The 15,999-nt window shown below is 41.8% G+C and carries 16 protein-coding genes and 1 riboswitch; of the genes, 8 read left to right on the forward strand and 8 right to left on the reverse strand.

The window, feature by feature from the left end; translation table 11 throughout:
- Nucleotides 1-201 precede the first annotated feature (201 nt).
- The 4 genes from LD028_RS04940 to LD028_RS04955 form a co-directional block, all read right to left on the reverse strand.
- On the reverse strand, nt 202-315 hold the full coding sequence (locus tag LD028_RS04940) for a DUF6254 family protein (protein ID WP_003396753.1): 114 nt from the start codon (nt 313-315) through the stop codon (nt 202-204).
- A gap of 220 nt (nt 316-535) precedes the next feature.
- Entirely contained in the window at nt 536-994 is a 459-nt protein-coding gene (locus tag LD028_RS04945; protein WP_237811141.1) for a hypothetical protein, read from the reverse strand.
- 45 nt (nt 995-1,039) lie between these two features.
- Nucleotides 1,040-2,035: a YkvI family membrane protein gene (locus tag LD028_RS04950; protein WP_006321627.1), complete on the reverse strand. Its 996-nt coding sequence runs from the start codon at nt 2,033-2,035 to the stop codon at nt 1,040-1,042.
- A gap of 71 nt (nt 2,036-2,106) precedes the next feature.
- Complete coding sequence (locus tag LD028_RS04955) at nt 2,107-2,481, reverse strand: FixH family protein (protein WP_237811143.1); 375 nt, start codon at nt 2,479-2,481, stop codon at nt 2,107-2,109.
- Nucleotides 2,482-2,573: 92 nt separating this feature from the next.
- On the opposite strand from LD028_RS04955, the gene LD028_RS04960 reads away from it, so the two are divergent.
- From LD028_RS04960 to LD028_RS04990, 7 genes are all read left to right on the forward strand, one after another.
- A complete protein-coding gene (locus LD028_RS04960) occupies nt 2,574-3,548 on the forward strand; it encodes a YncE family protein (protein WP_237811144.1) in 975 nt (324 codons plus the stop codon).
- 2 nt (nt 3,549-3,550) lie between these two features.
- The gene (locus tag LD028_RS04965; RefSeq protein WP_237811145.1) at nt 3,551-4,222 is read left to right on the forward strand and encodes a response regulator transcription factor; all 672 of its coding nucleotides are present in this window, start codon (nt 3,551-3,553) and stop codon (nt 4,220-4,222) included.
- Nucleotides 4,209-5,615, forward strand: a complete 1,407-nt coding sequence (locus tag LD028_RS04970) for a sensor histidine kinase (protein WP_237811207.1) — start codon at nt 4,209-4,211, stop codon at nt 5,613-5,615. The genes LD028_RS04965 and LD028_RS04970 overlap by 14 nt, the downstream gene beginning before the upstream one ends.
- A 38-nt stretch (nt 5,616-5,653) precedes the next feature.
- Nucleotides 5,654-6,508 carry a methyl-accepting chemotaxis protein gene (locus LD028_RS04975; RefSeq protein WP_006321622.1) on the forward strand — a complete coding sequence of 285 codons (855 nt, stop codon included), beginning with the start codon at nt 5,654-5,656 and terminating at the stop codon, nt 6,506-6,508.
- 118 nt (nt 6,509-6,626) lie between these two features.
- Nucleotides 6,627-7,967, forward strand: a complete 1,341-nt coding sequence (locus tag LD028_RS04980; protein ID WP_237811147.1) for a DNA cytosine methyltransferase — start codon at nt 6,627-6,629, stop codon at nt 7,965-7,967.
- A 91-nt stretch (nt 7,968-8,058) separates the two neighbouring features.
- Entirely contained in the window at nt 8,059-8,358 is a 300-nt protein-coding gene (locus tag LD028_RS04985) for a hypothetical protein (protein ID WP_237811148.1), read from the forward strand.
- A 74-nt stretch (nt 8,359-8,432) separates the two neighbouring features.
- Nucleotides 8,433-9,242, forward strand: coding sequence for an MspI family type II restriction endonuclease (locus LD028_RS04990; RefSeq protein WP_237811149.1), 810 nt, complete (start codon nt 8,433-8,435; stop codon nt 9,240-9,242).
- Between the two features lie 102 nt (nt 9,243-9,344).
- On the opposite strand, the gene LD028_RS04995 is transcribed toward LD028_RS04990, so the two are convergent.
- The 4 genes from LD028_RS04995 to LD028_RS05010 all read right to left on the reverse strand — a co-directional run bounded on the left by LD028_RS04995 (nt 9,345) and on the right by LD028_RS05010 (nt 13,958).
- Nucleotides 9,345-11,432 (reverse strand): ATP-dependent Clp protease ATP-binding subunit, encoded by a 2,088-nt coding sequence (locus LD028_RS04995; RefSeq protein WP_237811150.1) that lies wholly within the window; start codon nt 11,430-11,432, stop codon nt 9,345-9,347.
- A 122-nt stretch (nt 11,433-11,554) separates the two neighbouring features.
- On the reverse strand, nt 11,555-12,205 hold the full coding sequence (locus tag LD028_RS05000; protein WP_237811151.1) for a TetR/AcrR family transcriptional regulator: 651 nt from the start codon (nt 12,203-12,205) through the stop codon (nt 11,555-11,557).
- Between the two features lie 8 nt (nt 12,206-12,213).
- A complete protein-coding gene (locus LD028_RS05005) occupies nt 12,214-13,245 on the reverse strand; it encodes an ABC transporter permease (protein WP_237811152.1) in 1,032 nt (343 codons plus the stop codon).
- Entirely contained in the window at nt 13,242-13,958 is a 717-nt protein-coding gene (locus LD028_RS05010) for an ABC transporter ATP-binding protein (RefSeq protein WP_237811153.1), read from the reverse strand. Before LD028_RS05010 ends, LD028_RS05005 begins: the two co-directional genes overlap by 4 nt.
- 162 nt (nt 13,959-14,120) lie before the next feature.
- Nucleotides 14,121-14,299, forward strand: a riboswitch (Lysine riboswitch).
- A 145-nt stretch (nt 14,300-14,444) separates the two neighbouring features.
- Between LD028_RS05010 and LD028_RS05015 the strand changes: the two genes are divergently transcribed.
- Nucleotides 14,445-15,866 (forward strand): amino acid permease, encoded by a 1,422-nt coding sequence (locus LD028_RS05015; protein WP_237811154.1) that lies wholly within the window; start codon nt 14,445-14,447, stop codon nt 15,864-15,866.
- Nucleotides 15,867-15,999: the final 133 nt, after the last annotated feature.

The raw sequence follows: 15,999 nt of genomic DNA on the forward strand, positions 1-15,999 counted from the left end.
CAATTTCATGTCCTCACCACCTTTCACTAATTTTATTTTATATTTTTTTAGTGAAAAATAAACAAAAAAAAACGCATTCCTCCCCATGCTTGAAAGCAGGGGTTTCCTGCGTGATTAATCATGAAAACGAAATTCGTGCACTAAAAGCAAAATAACGATGCAAAAGGCTGTCACAAACTTCCTTGGGACAGCCTTTTCCATTTATTTTTCCTCTTTTGCTAGTTGTTCAAACGACTTCACTTTCCCGTGCGGTTCATTTTGCGCTTGCTTACGAACGGTCCATTGTCGCTCTTTTTGTCGTTTCGATTGAGTCATTGTGCCACCTCCCCTTTTTATCATTTGTTCCTTTTTCTTTTTTATGACTTTTTTATTGTTTGAAAATTGTGTATATTTGAGATAAGGGGAAAAGGGTCTTGAACAACAAGCGATGAGCGTCCATCAACTTGCGAAAGAAGCAGCCGTGTTGGCGGAAAACGTCAATCAGCTGAAACAAATTTTACATCGGTTTGGCGTGGAATAAAGAGAAAAGGCGAGCCTAATGTGCATTGGCTCGCTCGTTTTTTGTATGATACATATATGCCAAAATGCCGATCGCTAAAACGAAAAGAAGTAAGAACATATCCCCTGCTTCTAAACTAGCTGCAACGCTACACCCGAAACAAAAGAGAAGCGGCGTTTTCAGCCACTCTTCACCGCTAAATAACCACCATTCCAACAAACCGATCGTAAACGCCAATACGTACATCGTTCCGTCATGAAACAAAACATAACCGCCAAATGCAAGCGCGCCCATCCATAATGCGATCGCTGCTGGCAAGAAAAGAAACGCTTCGTGTTCACGTACACCTCGTTTGAACACATATATATGAACGATAAGTCCAAAGGAAAAAACAATAAGAGGCCATACACGTGCATCGTACCATTGAATGATGTGAAACGTTTCGAGCGTAAAGAAAAGAAGTAAAACGAACATTGCCATGACCGTTTGCCGCATCACTTCACCTCCCCTTTACATTCAATGTACTACATTTCGTTTTTTCTAGCTAGGCATTTTTCGATAGAAAAGTAAGAAAATAAAGATGATACTAACATACCCAAACAAAGGGTACAATACGGTTAAAAGCGCATGATACCCGACTAAACTAAACGCATACATCATAAGTAAAAGCACGATGAGAACAAAGATCGGCGTTTGAGAAAAAAGCGCCAATTTCCGATGTAATCCGAATACGCCCGCGATAAACGAAGTGAAAATTTCACCATAAATAATGACGACATATAGCCCGTAAAACGATGTGAGCGAACGTTTCACGACTTCCGCCATCGGAATGCTGTAAGATGGCAAATTAGGAAGTAAAGAAAGCGCGAAATGACTGCTAAATAAAATAAACATAAGCAATATGCCGCCAAGCCATCCCCCAAGGCGAATCGCCCGTTCATCTTTTACTTCGGTTGCAAGCGGAACGAGCACAACTTGTGCCATCGCTAAATTAAACGCCACATACGCAAACGGGGAAAAAAACGCGGCAAGCGGTGGCTTCGTCCAGACGATGTCGCTTTCATTTATGAGCGCAATCGACAAACTAAAAATAATCATAAGCGGCACAACGACCATATTGACGCTTAAAATACCATTTAAACCGAACAACATCGTCACAAACGCAAGCAACATCGTAAACAAAAGCCCGACATGCGCCGGCATATGAAGCTGTTCTTCAAACACCGCCCCTGCTCCCGACAACATAACAGACGTCACGCTAAATAGCACAACAAACATAAACAAATTGACAACTGCGCTCATTTTTCCGAACAAATAGGCGTTGAATTGCTCATATGACCGCGCTTGAAGCCGATTTGCCATCACCATTAAACGCGTCCCGAAAAAAATAAATAGACCTCCGCTTCCTGCAATCATGACCGTCCCAATTGCTCCGTATTGCGTAAAAAACTGTACAATTTCTTTTCCTGTCGCAAATCCAGCCCCGACTACCGTTCCGACATATACAAACGCAATTTGAATCGCCCGCATCCACATACGCTCTCCCCCACTCGTCCATTTTTTCTATATATATGAAAAAAAACGGCGAATATTTTCCGCCGTTTTTCTTATTCCACTACTACATCAACTTTTGGCATATTGTGCATATTTTTCGCTGTCACATGTGCGACGACGGCATACGTCCCTTTCGTTTCGAACGTATAGCGCGCGACATATTTTCCATCACCGACATGTTTTCCTTCTAACATTTGCCGATTTTCTTCTCCATGCTTCCATACTTCAAACTTCACTTCCGATGCATCGGTCACTTTTTCATCACCGTATGTCACAAAACATGCAAGCTCGACTTCTTCATTCACCGGAAGCTTTTCTTCCACCGCCATTTTGACGTCTAAATACACCAGCTCTTCTTCTTCCGCTTTGTTTGCACAACCTGCCACAACAAGCAAAGCGAAGACAAACAACAACAACCACTTTTTCATTTTAATCCCCTTCCATGTTACAATAATTTCACAAAATCATCACAATCATTTGCTACAATGATGATACATATACACGATGGAGGATGCGTACGATGCAAGTTCGTTTCTTTTTTTTGCTTATCATCGTCGTTTTATTGGGAAGCTGTACACCAGAGACGTACACCCCAATTCCCCGAAACAAATCGGTCGTTGGGGTCGTCAATATAAAGGAGCAAAGCTTATCCTTCGTTGATTATAACACAAAAAAAACGATGGCAACATGGAAGATGAAAAATCCGGTAACGAAAGCCATCCTCCTTCCTGATGGCGATACGGTCATGTTGTTTGGACAAGACATGGATGAAATGATGATGTACACGCTATCGACAGGGAAAGAGAAAAAACGTTGGCGCGTAAACAAAGGGGTTACCGATGTTCTCGTCACAAAACACGAATTGCTCGTTGTGAACGAAAAAGACGGAACGGTATCGTTCATGACGTTCGACGGAAAAGTAAAAGAGACGATCGCTACTCCCTCCTCCCCTTTTTCCATCGTCGCCGACGACAAACATCGGCAATGGATTGTCATTCATTTTAAACATGGCGCTATTTCATTTATTGACCAGCAAACAAAACGAGTGAAACGAACGGTCGATACGCTCGATTTTGCGGTCAGCGGCTTAGTTGTTGCTGAAACGGATGAACTATGGGTCGGTGGACATGGGAGCGGAGCGTATATTCAGCAAGAAGCGTATGTTCATTCGCTTGTCGACGGACGGTTGCTTGCGCGTGTGAAGGCAGAAACGATGCCGATTCAATTTTCGCAAACGAGCGAAGCGGTATATGTACTTTGTCACGGTTCAAACATGCTATATGCATTTGAACCGAAAACGAAACATGTCATACGCTCACTTAACGTTGGCGCGAATCCTTTTGCGATGATAAAAACAAAAAGCGAGCTTATCATCGCTAGCTACGACAGCAACGAGCTCGTTTTTGTCGATGAAAAAACATTCAAACAAACGAAAACCGTTTCCGTTGGACAAGGGCCGTTTTACATCTTTTTCCGCGATGCGAAGGAGGAATAAATATGGCAACGATTTTAATTGTTGACGATGAAAAAGAAATGCGTGAATTGCTTCGTCTTTATTTAGAACCTGAAGGATTTACGTGCATCGAAGCAGAAGACGGTGAAGCTGGACTTGCCGAGTTCGGACGAAAACATATCGATTTAATTTTGCTCGATATTATGATGCCAAAACTAGACGGCTACCGCTTTTGCATGCACGTGCGCGAACGTTCGCAAGTGCCGATCATTTTTTTAACAGCACGAAGCGATGAGTGGGATCGCGTTTATGGATTACAAATTGGCGCGGACGACTACATCGTGAAACCATTTAGCCCAAATGAAGTCGTCGCACGCGTGCACGCTGTCCTTCGCCGAACGAAAGGAACAGACGTAACGACGTCATATGAAGCAGGCCCAATTGTTGTTGATGAAAAAGCACGAAAAGTGATCGTAAACGGAAAACCGGTTGTATTAACGTTAAAAGAGTTTGAACTGCTCGTGTTGTTTATCAAACATCGCGGTCAAGTATTTACACGCGAACAGCTGTTAGATCGCGTTTGGGGCATTCATTACGTCGGCAGCACGCGCACCGTCGATACGCATATTAAAACATTGCGCATTAAACTCGGCGAAGCCGGACAGTGCATTCAAACAGTATGGGGAGTGGGATATAAATTTGATGAAACGATTTAATTCCCTTTCACTCCAACAAAAACTATGGCTAACGATTAGCGCCTTTTTAATGCTTGCGGTGTTGCTTTTGTATGCTGTTGCTGTTTATATATATGAAAACATTTATATCACCAACGTCGAACAACGTTTATTACAAGAAGGAATGAACATTGCCGCAAAATATAAAGGCGGTGCACTCACCGACTCGTTTCGCAACACCGTTTCTATCATCAATGACGTATCCGATACGGAGATTGTACTCGTGAACAACCCACGTGAATTGAACGCATGCTTGCCGTTTGAAGTCGACCATCATGCGATTATTAGCGAAGCGGAACGACAACAATTACTCGCTGGAAAAACGGTAACGAAAAAAGGATATGAACAAACATTTCATCGGCATATTGTCGGTGTCATCATCCCGCTACTCGATGAACATCGCCTCATGGGCATTTTATATTTGTACGTGCCGCTTGCATCGATTGAAGATGTGCTTAAGCGCATTCAAACGTTCATCATTATTGGTGGAAGCCTTTTTTTACTCATTACTGTATTTGTCGGACGAAAAATTGCGATGCATTTCACGAAACCGTTGCAACATATGCAACAAGCCGCCTATCGCGTCTCGCAAGGCGATTTTTCCGCACAAGTGAACGTCGAAGCGGAAGACGAAATTGGGCAACTTGCCAAAACATTTAACCAAATGGCAAAAGCGCTCGCGCAAGAAGATGAACGAAAAAAAGAATTTTTAGCAAACGTCTCTCATGAATTGCGCACGCCGCTAAGCTATGTGAAAGGATATAGCGAAGCGCTACTAGACGGCGTCATCAAAGATGAAGCGCAACAAAAAAAATATATAAAACTCATTCATCGCGAAGCGAGCCGCATGCAACGCCTCGTGCGCGATTTGCTCGATTTAGCACAACTCGAAGGCACGTATCCGCTTGTACGCACACCATTTTCAATTGCACAATTAGTCGAGGAGACGATTGAAAAATATGAACCGATGTTGCAAGAAAAAAACATTCGCCTGTTGCTCGACCTCGATCACGACTTAATCGTCGATGGCGATCCCGACCGTATCGAACAAGTATTGCAAAATATGCTCGATAATGCGTTGCGCTATACTTCTTTCGGCGGAACGATTTCGTTGCGTGCAGTAAACAAACAGCCGATGTGCGAACTCATGATCGCCGACTCCGGATGCGGCATGTCAAAAGAAGACATCGAACGATTAGGCGAACGATTTTTCCGCGCCGACCGCTCGCGCTCGCGCGAACATGGCGGCACAGGACTTGGCATTGCGATTACTAAACAAATTGTCAAGCTACACGGCGGCTCGATTCGTTTTGAAAGCGAACGAGGGAAAGGAACGACCGTATACATCGAATTGCCGTTATATAATGGGGTGTAGTACAATAGACCTATCATGTCATTTTAGGAGGAAAACGAATGAAAGTAAGTTCCATTCCAATTGATTTAGAACGTCTTTTTGAATCAATCAATCGCTCGTTTGCGATGATTTTATTCCGTCCCGACACGACGGTATTATGGGCAAACGATGCGTTTCTTCAAACGATGGGCTATACGGAGCAACAGGTGCTCGGGGGATCCCACCGTCAATTTTGCTTACCAACGTACGTAAACAGCTACGAATATACAGAGTTTTGGAATCGGCTAAAAAGCAAACAACCGTTTTACGGAACGGTGCAACGCGTCACTCGCCAAGGAAAACATATATGGCTTGAGGCGCTTTATGCTCCGGTGTTAGATGAAGTGGGACAAATACAAGCAATTTTTAAAATCGCAACGGACGTCACCGACCGTCAAAACACATTAAATGAAGAGTTTGCGAGTTTACTTGAAGAAATGAACGCGAGCACGAACGATATCCACCAAACGTCGCAACTCATTCACGAACATTTGCAACGATTAAGCGAAAAAGCGGAGCGCGTCAGCAAAAGCACCGAACAAATTCAGTCGGTCATTGCGTTTGTGAAAGATATTTCGATGCAATCGAATTTGCTCGGATTAAATGCTGCCATTGAAGCGGCACGTGCAGGCGAACACGGACGTGGCTTTGCGATCGTCGCAGAAGAAGTGCGGAAAATGGCAGAAAAAAGCAAAACGTCTGCCGAAGACATTTCCGAACAGCTCAATCACATTACAAGCTCGGTATTAGAAATGGTGCATATGCTCGAAGAAGTGGCCGAAAAAATAAACAATAGCACCGAAGCAATTGACGAACTTCAGCAAGTGCAACAACATATAGTCAACATCACAAACAAGTTGACGAAACTTTTATAACTGCCCTTTGCGGCAGTTTTTATTTATCATGTTATATATCAAATAAAAAATGAAGATTTTTTCATACATATTTGCTAAAATGAATTTGATGAAAACTTTAATATATGGAGGAGGTTTTATGTATACAAGCATTGATTTATTTTCTGGACCGGGTGGACTAGCAACCGGCTTTATGTGGAGCGGAATAAAACCATTAATCGCGGTTGAGATGAGCTATTGGACGGTTCAAACATATAGTGCCTCTCATAATGCCGAGGTTTTTGATTTAGAAAGTTTTTTATCTGGCGAGATGAAAGATCCTGATCAATTCTTTAGAAAAAGTGATCGCACCCTTATTATTTATGGGGATATTAACAAAGTCTCGAATGAACTGATCTCGAAAATTCTTAAGCAACGTTTCGGAGTGGATTCAGTGGACATTGTAACAGGAGGAGCACCGTGTGAAAGTTTCTCTATGGCCGGAAAAAGAGCAGATGGAGATGAAAGAGATGACTTGTTTTTAAATATTTTGCGTATTGCCCGTCATGTAAAAAGTAAAATGGTTCTTTTTGAAAACGTAAAAGGACTATTCTCAAAACGTTCAAACGGGAAATCTGTATTTGAAAACATTTGTGATGAGTTTGAATCAACAGCTTATGATACATCCTTTTATTTAGCTAGTCGTGATCCTCATCAAATCCTTCTAAAGGCAAGTGATTACGGTGTACCCCAACATAGAGAGCGCATCTTTTTAATCGGGATTAATCGTGATTACGATGCAACATTTCGATATCCACTCCCAACTCACGGACCTGATCGAACGTTTCCTTATGTTACTGTAGGAGATGCTTTATTTGATTTGCCTGAAGTTCATTCGGGGGAAGAAGCAATAGAATACACATTTAATTTTTCGGATGATACGCTAACCGAGCAAAGACGGGATTTCTTACTTAAAATGAGAGGGATTACTTTAGGTTTCCCAGAGCACTTGGCATTTCATCCGAACACATTAACCTCTCATAAAGCCGTAAACCATCGAGAAAAAATGATCAGACGCATGGAATTAATACGTCAAGGTGAAAATATGAAAACCGCTGCTGAACGTTTAATTTTAGAAAATAGGGAAGATTTAAGAAAAGAGCTCTTTCCAAATAAGCTATACGGTGCAAGAAACAGACGGCTCAGAGAAGATATTCCAAGCTTTACAGTAACATCACATTGTTTAGACGAAATGATACATCCTATTCAGCATAGAGGATTAACCCCAAGAGAAGCAGCGAGACTTCAAAGTTTTCCTGACTGGTATATATTTGAGGGGCCATTTGTAAAGTTTCATTCCGATCCAGAACAAGATCGATATGAACAAATCGGTGACGCTATTCCACCTCTATTAGCCTATGCTCTAGGACTGGAAGTGACAAATACGTTAAATACAATTTATAATCGAATAAACAGTAAAAAAGAAATTTTAACCAAATAACAGCAAAAGAGTAGGACAAGCCTCCTACTCTTTTATTATACGTCATTTTATGGTAAAGTAAAAACAAGGATGAATAAAAGGAGTGGGAAACTTGGAACAAGAAAATCGACAAAAACAAGAGCATGGAGAAAAAAATAAGAGAAACCTTAAATCATTAATTAAAAACTACTCTCAAGAAGGATATATCGCTGAGAATATCACTCCTTATCAAACTGGTTACCCTGATTTTGACAAAAAACAATTTAAAATAGATCATCTTATCACTTTTGATGACGGTGAAGTTTGGGGAATACATACAACATCAACAATTCGTACTGATCGCGCAAAGCAAATACAGTGGGATGCATACCACATAAAACAAATCAATCAAAACGTAAAAAAATATATTTAGTCTTTCCAGAAGGTCTTGATTACAATAACCAACAACAAGCATTAAGCTACCAGCGAAAAATTAGAGAGAAAAAGATGTATTCAGCTATTGATGATGTTTTGAGCTTGAGTGAATTAGAACGATTTATAGAATCAAAAGGCTTAGAAAATGAAAAAATCGGAAAAAGAAAAGCGATGGAAGGAAAAAACTTCGAAAAACAAATCGCATCTCTTTTAAATCACCCGTCAAACGTTGAAAAATGGAATCAATCAAGCGCAACAGAAGATGGTTATTTTTATCCAACATTTCAACAAATCATGAACTTAATCGGTATATCAAAAAACGAGAAAATAATAAAAATAAAAGCAACAAATAAAATCCCAAAACTTGAAACCGGTGGGCAACCGAAGACAGATATCCTACTTGCCATTACGACAGATAGACGTTCAGAAGAAATATTCACATTTAGTTGCAAACGCTCAAGTGCAACGTATGTTTCCATTCACGAATACACCGCTGAAAGCTTTATTGAAGTGTTAGGTATAAAAGATAAAAAACTACAAGAAGCTTTTCGAAAATTACAAGAAGTTGGAGGTTTTACAAAACTCAAAGAACGATATGACGATCTCTATAAAATAATGGAAACTGAACTCCCTAAACTCAATAAAAAATTAGCACAATGGGCTTATGCAGGAATTGGCGGCTATGGAGATCCGAAAATTCATTGGGCAAATTATATCATTGTTTTCAAAAATGATACCAAGGCACTTGAAATGGAAAAAATAGATGTTTATATTACGAAGATATTACAAAATGTAGAAGGACAAATGGGTACTTCTTTTCAATGGACCTATCCATCTAAGAAAAAAGGAAAAGCCATACAGCTAAAAGGAAAGATTACTTAATTTTTATACAATATACGATGAATAAATATATTGCGTATGTGCACATCGTTAAGAAGAGACAAGGTGTCCTCCTTGCTTTCGGGACACCTTTTTCTCATTTTATTAGGCTTTTTCAGCTTTTACAACGATGCGGTCGTCTTCTACATCGATATGGATTGCGCGTACATCTTGTTCATCAAGCAATACATCAGCAATTTGATCTTCGACGTGTTCTTGTATGACGCGACGGAGTGGACGAGCACCGAACGTTGGATGATAGCCGAGTTCGGCTAATTTTTCTTTCGCTTTGTCGCTAATCGTCATTGTGATATGTTGTTCATCAAGCGTACGTTGCAACTCCGCAAGCATAAGGTCAACAATTTGTAACATATGCGTTTTTTCAAGCGGTTTAAATTCGACAATGGCATCGAGACGGTTTAAAAATTCTGGTTTAAAGTATAGACCGAGACGTTGGAGCAAGTCGCCCTCAACGTTCGTACCAGCATTCGATGTCATAATGATGACCGTATCTTTAAAGCTGACAGTACGACCTTGGCTATCTGTTAAACGACCGTCTTCTAAAATTTGCAAGAACATATGTTGTACATCTGGATGCGCTTTTTCCATTTCGTCAAGCAAGATGATGCTGTAAGGGTTGCGGCGCACTTTTTCTGTTAATTGACCGGCTTCTTCGTGACCAATGTAGCCAGGAGGTGCACCGATCAGTTTGGCGACCGCATGTTTTTCCATATATTCGCTCATATCTAAGCGAATCATCGCGTCTTTCGATCCGAACAATTGTTCAGCAAGCGTCTTTGACAATTCTGTTTTACCGACGCCTGTTGGACCGACGAATAAGAACGAACCGATCGGACGGTTTTTCGCTTTTAAGCCGGCGCGGCTTCTACGAATCGCTTTTGCGATTTTTCTCACCGCTTCTTCTTGACCGATTACTTTTTTCGCTAAGTTTTCTTCTAAATGTTTCATTTTTGCTTGTTCATCAGATTGTAATTTACCAACTGGAATTCCTGTTTTTTCTTCAATTATTTGTTGAATGTGAATGACATCTACAACAGGTTGTTCTGCTTGTCCGTTTTGTTGTAATTGTTTTTCAAGCTGCAATTCTTCGGTGCGCAATTTTGCCGCGAGTTCGTAGTTTTCTTCTTGTGCGGCTTTTTCTTTTTCTTTTTTGATTTGTTCGAGACGTTGTTCGATCGCTTCTTTATTTGTCGGTGTCGCTTTTAAGCTCACTTTTGAACCCGCTTCGTCTAACAAGTCAATTGCTTTGTCAGGAAGAAAGCGGTCTTGAATGTAGCGATGTGACAACGTAACGCAGGCGCGAATCGCTTCATCTGTATATTTCACTTGATGGAATTGTTCGTATTTTGGCTGAATGCCTTTTAACATGTCGATGGCTTGTTCGATTGTTGGTTCGTGAACGAGAACAGGCTGGAAACGACGTTCAAGCGCCGCGTCTTTTTCGATTTGACGATATTCTTTTAATGTTGTTGCGCCGATGATTTGTAATTCCCCGCGAGCAAGCGTCGGTTTTAATATGTTGCTTGCGTCCATCGAACCTTCGGCTGAGCCTGCGCCGACGAGTAAATGAATTTCGTCAATGAACAAAATGACGTTTTTCCGTTGTTGCAATTCGGCAATTAATTGTTTCATTCGTTCTTCAAATTGACCGCGAATGCCTGTATTCGCAACGAGTGATGCGACGTCAAGCACGTACACTTCTTTATTCAATAATTTCGTAGGAACAGACCCTTCGGCAATTTTAAGCGCTAATCCTTCGACGATCGCTGTTTTACCGACGCCCGGTTCACCGATTAATACCGGGTTATTTTTGTTGCGGCGATTTAAAATTTCGATGACGCGTTCAATTTCTTTTTCACGTCCGATAACCGGATCGATAAGCCCCGCTTTCGCAAGTTGTGTTAAGTTGCGACCGAATTGATCAAGCAATCCGTTTCGCTTCGGTTGTTCTTGTTGTATTTGTTGCTCGATATGGGAATGTTCTGTAAGCGGTGCGAAAAAGTCGGAGAACCATTGGTCGAGACGATCGAAGTGGAATCCTGCTGGCACTTTTAATTGTTGTTTTTGCTTTGCATAGCATGCATCGCAAAGGTGTAATTGTTGTTTTTCGTTGTTCACTTGTACGTGTAAAAAGATGTTTGCTTCATTTTGTTTACATACTTGGCACATCATAGGCACCAACCTCCTTTGACTTTGACTATATTTGATCTTTCTGTCTTTATTATAATTTGACCTTCTTTGACTTTCAAGGCCTTTTTTAAAAAAAATAAAAAAACATGATAGAAAATGCCCTATCATGTTTTCTTCAACCCATTCATCAAAAACTGAATCGTCCGCTCGATCTCTTGTTCATCATCCCACGGATAATCCGGCATGATTAAAAAACGGGTCGCTAAAAATCCCGCAATCGTTGTGATTGTCAACCGAATAATCGTCTCAGGAGGGAGTTGCGCCAACTCCCCTTTTCGTTGGAAATGCTCGACAATTTGTTTAAACTTGTCATACACATGATTCGTAAAAATCGTTTGAAACTGCGTTTTAATATCGCTGTGAAACGCCATCTCCTGCCAAAACACACGCACAGCCGGCAAATACGTTTTCACAAATTCATACCGATTTTGAAAAATGGCGCGCACAAACTGTTCGTAATGTTCATACTCATTTTCAAACACATCTTTGACAAATTTTTTTGCGAAAAACGGCGCAACGGATTGAAATAACGTCGGTTTGACAATGGCAAGCAACAAATCTTTTTTCGTTTTATAATGGCGAAAAATCGTTCCTTCAGCTACACCTGCCCGCTTGGCAATTTCGCTCGTGGACGTAGCCGCGTATCCTTTTTCCGCAAACATTTCAATTGCTGCTTGTAAAATGTTAATTTGTTTTTCACTTAGCTGTTGTTCTTCGACATTGAGTAAATCAAACAACCATTTTCGTTCGTCCATCATCATCCTCACAACTTTCGATATTTCTTTAATGCTAATACATTTAATATCATAAATAAGAGCGAAAAGCCAACTAAAACGGACACATCGAACGAAATCGCTTCCCAACCTTTGCCGCGAATCATAATTTCTCTTAACGCATCCGCTCCGTAATATAACGGCATCGCAACCCCAATGGAACGAAGCCACGGTTCCATCGTATCTAAATTAAACAGTCCAGAGAAAAACACTTGCGGAACGACGACGAGCGGGATAAATTGAATCATTTGCAGCTCGTTGTTCGCAAATGCGGACAATAACGTCCCTAAGGTGAGCGCCGTCATCGCTAATAAAAACGTAACGAGTAGCACATAACCGAACGAGCCTTCCATCATCATGTTTAAGACGTGAATCGCAAATAAAGAAATGAAGCTCGCTTGAATCGTTGTAAAGATGCCAAAGCCGATGACGTAGCCGATGACGATTTCCCATCGCTTTAATGGCGTTGCAAGTAGCCGCTCCAGCGTGCCGCTCGTCCGCTCGCGCAAAAACGATACTCCGGCAATTAAAAAGACGAAAAAGAAAATGAAAAAGCCGATGAGTACGGGGCCGAAATTATCAAATAACGCCATATGTTCTGAGCCGTACATATATACCGTATCAATCGTTAACGTTTGTTTCATCGGCGGCATAAGCGTCTGGGCTGCTTTTTGCACCGTCATCAACACCTGTTTGCTGACGGACGGATCGCTTCCTTCAAGCGTGATGCGCAACGTCATTTTGTCCATTTCAATAAACGCGTCGATTTGTTGTTCGTCCAGTTTATCCATCGCTTTCTTTTTTGTCATTGTCGTCACATGTGCATCTGTTTCTTGTAATGCGTCGGCAAGCTGTTGCGGTACGTTTGAATCAATCGCAATTTCCGGTTCGTACGTCTCACCATTAAACACTAAGTCCATTAAAAACAATACAAACATCGGTGCGATAATCATTAACGCAAGCGTGCGTTTATCGCGAAAAAACTGACGAATAATGCGGACGACAATCGCTTGTATTCTCATGATTGCATCCCTCCAAAATGTAAAAATGCTTGTTCAATCGTTAATGCCCCTGTTTGTTTCTTTAATTCATCTGGACTGCCGACGGCAATCAACCGTCCGTCGCGAATCATCGCGAGCCGCATACATTTGTCCGCTTCGTCCATTACATGCGTCGTCACAACGATCGTCGTTCCTTTTTGGCGAATGCGTTCGAGCTCTTCCCAAATCGCTTGGCGAAGAAGCGGGTCGATGCCAACGGTCGGCTCGTCTAAAATGAGCACTTCTGGTTCATGTAAAAGCGCCGCCGCGAGTGATAACCGCCGTTTCATTCCACCGGAAAATTGATGAACGGCTTTTTTCATATCGTCCGTTAAATTGACAAGCTCCAACACTTCTTCGATGCGATCTTTTCTCTTTTTTCCTTTTAGCCCATAAATCGATGCGAAAAAATGTAAATTTTCAAGTGCGGTGAGCTCCCCGTATAACGCATCGGATTGCGCCATAAAGCCGAGGCGCGCCATCGTTTGTAAGTTGGGCATGCGCGTACCGAGCACGTGAAGCTCCCCTTTTGTCGCCGTATCAATGCCTGCGATCATTTTGACAATCGTCGTTTTCCCAGCGCCCGATGGGCCGAGCATACCGAAAATTTCTCCTTTGTTTACGGTTAAAGACACATCATGAATAACTTCTTTCTTATGAAACTGCTTATGCACGTGCTGTAATTGAATGACCATCATCTTCCCTCGCTTTCATAAAAATGAGTGATTACTCACTTTTATTATATGTGTTCGTTGTGCCCTTTGTAAATATGTGCTAAAAAATTTTTCGTTGACGAAAAGAAAAGATTTTTGTACGATAGTAACGTCAATTGCATACGAAATCTTTCTCGTCAACTAAGATGAGATAGAGGTCGCGGCAAATAATAGTAGTTTCATGGAGACGCAGAGACGTCGATGAAGTGAGATGAAAGGATTTGTCGCCGAAGTTTATAGCGTGCTCTGGCGCTATAAGCTGGGCCTGTGGCCGAATAGGTGCAGGACTGTCATCGCGCATGCGGTGGAGAGCTATCGATCTTAAGTTTGATGCGGATGTGTCATATATTGTGCACCCGTTGAAAACTTAGGGTGCACTTTTTTATTTATCACGCCCGCTTTCAACAGCGCTCTACCGCTTCGCCATTATATTTCCGCTATTATATTATGCATGAAAGGATGAACAACATGAAACAACAAAAACTCGGCTTTTGGTTATTGACGGCGCTCGTTGTCGGGAATATGGTCGGCTCCGGCATTTTTATGCTTCCTCGTTCACTTGCAGAAGCGGCAAGCCCTGCTGGCGTGTTGCTCGGTTGGCTATTGACGGGCGCGGGCGTACTTATGATTGCGATAATTTTTGGCAACTTAGCGATTCGTAAACCTGAATTAAACGGCGGACCGCAAATTTATGCGAAAGAGCTGTTTCCAAAAGGCTCAAACGCATCCGTTTTGTCCGGCTTTATGTCGTCTTGGGGATATTGGATCGGAAACGTCGCAGGAAACGTAGCGATCATTACGACGTTTGCTAGTTATTTATCAACGTTTTTCCCTATTTTAACGAGCGGACATGTCGTCTTCTCTGTTGGCTCATTTACATTAAAACTTGGCAATCTGCTCACGTTTCTCGTCTGCACCGCACTGTTATGGATGATGCATGCGATCATTTTACAAGGAGCAGAAAGTGCCGGAAAGTTGAACTTTGTCGCAACGGCAACGAAAGTGCTCGGCTTTTTCCTTTTTATTGTCATCGCGTTGTTTGCGTTTGAAAAAAGCTATCTCCAACCGTTTGTTGCTCCGCGTTACGATGAAGCAGGTCATACGCTCGGATTGCTTTCGCAAATTAACAACGTCGCGTTAAGCACGCTTTGGGCGTTTATCGGCATTGAATCAGCGATCGTTTTTGCTTCGCGTGCCCGAAAACAAAGCGATGTCAAACGCGCAACGATTGTCGGACTATTCATTGCTTTAGCCATTTATATTGGCATTAGCGTACTTGTGATGGGACTATTAAAACAAGAGGCGCTTATTCAGTCTGAAAAGCCGCTTGTTGATGCGATCGGTACTGTATTAGGTCCAATCGGAGCGCAGCTTTTGGCAGGACTTGGTTTAATTAGTTTAATCGGCTCAACGCTCGGCTGGATTTTTTTAAGTGCCGAAGTGCCGTATCAAGCAGCAAAACAAGGATTATTTATTCGTGCCTTTTTACAAGAAAACAACAAAGGCATGCCGCGTTTTTCTTTAATCATCTCAAATATGATTGCCCAATTATTTATTTTTTCAACGATTTCAAACTCAATGGCGGCCGCATTTGATTTCGTTATTTACATTGCGACGTTATCATATCTTGTTCCGTATTTCATCGCTTCCGTCTTCCAATTGAAGCTTGTCTGGACAGGCGAAACGTATGAAACGACGCAACAACGAATGACAGACGGCATCATCGCTGTCCTTGCGACTATTTATTCCATTTGGCTTGTGAAAGCAGGCACGGCTGACATGAAAACATTTTTACTCGGCATTGCCTTGCTTGCAAGCAGCTTACTTTTCTATCCGCTTGTTGTCAAACAACAAAACAGCGAAACGAACAAACAAAAACAGTCGGCATAACAAAAACCTCACCTTCTTCAGCTGCTCACAGTATATCATTGGCAAGCTGAAGAAGGTGATTTTTATGAATCGTGGTGCAAGCATTTCTTGATCATGGCGAAGGCGCTGTACTCTATTTCTTCTACCATCTTGA

The organism is Anoxybacillus sp. LAT27 (genome assembly GCF_022030075.1).
In the GTDB taxonomy this organism is placed as follows: Bacteria; Bacillota; Bacilli; order Bacillales; family Anoxybacillaceae; genus Anoxybacillus; species Anoxybacillus kestanbolensis.

Bases quoted from the DNA above. Each gene is read 5' to 3' on its own strand.
- LD028_RS04995 (WP_237811150.1), bottom strand. From the start codon at position 11,432: ATGATGTGCCAAGTATGTAAACAAAATGAAGCAAACATCTTTTTACAC.
- LD028_RS05005 (WP_237811152.1), bottom strand. From the start codon at position 13,245: ATGAGAATACAAGCGATTGTCGTCCGCATTATTCGTCAGTTTTTTCGC.
- LD028_RS04965 (WP_237811145.1), top strand. From the start codon at position 3,551: ATGGCAACGATTTTAATTGTTGACGATGAAAAAGAAATGCGTGAATTG.
- LD028_RS04955 (WP_237811143.1), bottom strand. From the start codon at position 2,481: ATGAAAAAGTGGTTGTTGTTGTTTGTCTTCGCTTTGCTTGTTGTGGCA.
- LD028_RS05010 (WP_237811153.1), bottom strand. From the start codon at position 13,958: ATGGTCATTCAATTACAGCACGTGCATAAGCAGTTTCATAAGAAAGAA.
- LD028_RS04975 (WP_006321622.1), top strand. From the start codon at position 5,654: ATGAAAGTAAGTTCCATTCCAATTGATTTAGAACGTCTTTTTGAATCA.
- LD028_RS05000 (WP_237811151.1), bottom strand. From the start codon at position 12,205: ATGGACGAACGAAAATGGTTGTTTGATTTACTCAATGTCGAAGAACAA.
- LD028_RS04945 (WP_237811141.1), bottom strand. From the start codon at position 994: ATGCGGCAAACGGTCATGGCAATGTTCGTTTTACTTCTTTTCTTTACG.
- LD028_RS04970 (WP_237811207.1), top strand. From the start codon at position 4,209: ATGAAACGATTTAATTCCCTTTCACTCCAACAAAAACTATGGCTAACG.
- LD028_RS04940 (WP_003396753.1), bottom strand. From the start codon at position 315: ATGACTCAATCGAAACGACAAAAAGAGCGACAATGGACCGTTCGTAAG.
- LD028_RS04980 (WP_237811147.1), top strand. From the start codon at position 6,627: ATGTATACAAGCATTGATTTATTTTCTGGACCGGGTGGACTAGCAACC.
- LD028_RS04990 (WP_237811149.1), top strand. From the start codon at position 8,433: ATGTATTCAGCTATTGATGATGTTTTGAGCTTGAGTGAATTAGAACGA.
- LD028_RS04950 (WP_006321627.1), bottom strand. From the start codon at position 2,035: ATGTGGATGCGGGCGATTCAAATTGCGTTTGTATATGTCGGAACGGTA.
- LD028_RS05015 (WP_237811154.1), top strand. From the start codon at position 14,445: ATGAAACAACAAAAACTCGGCTTTTGGTTATTGACGGCGCTCGTTGTC.
- LD028_RS04960 (WP_237811144.1), top strand. From the start codon at position 2,574: ATGCAAGTTCGTTTCTTTTTTTTGCTTATCATCGTCGTTTTATTGGGA.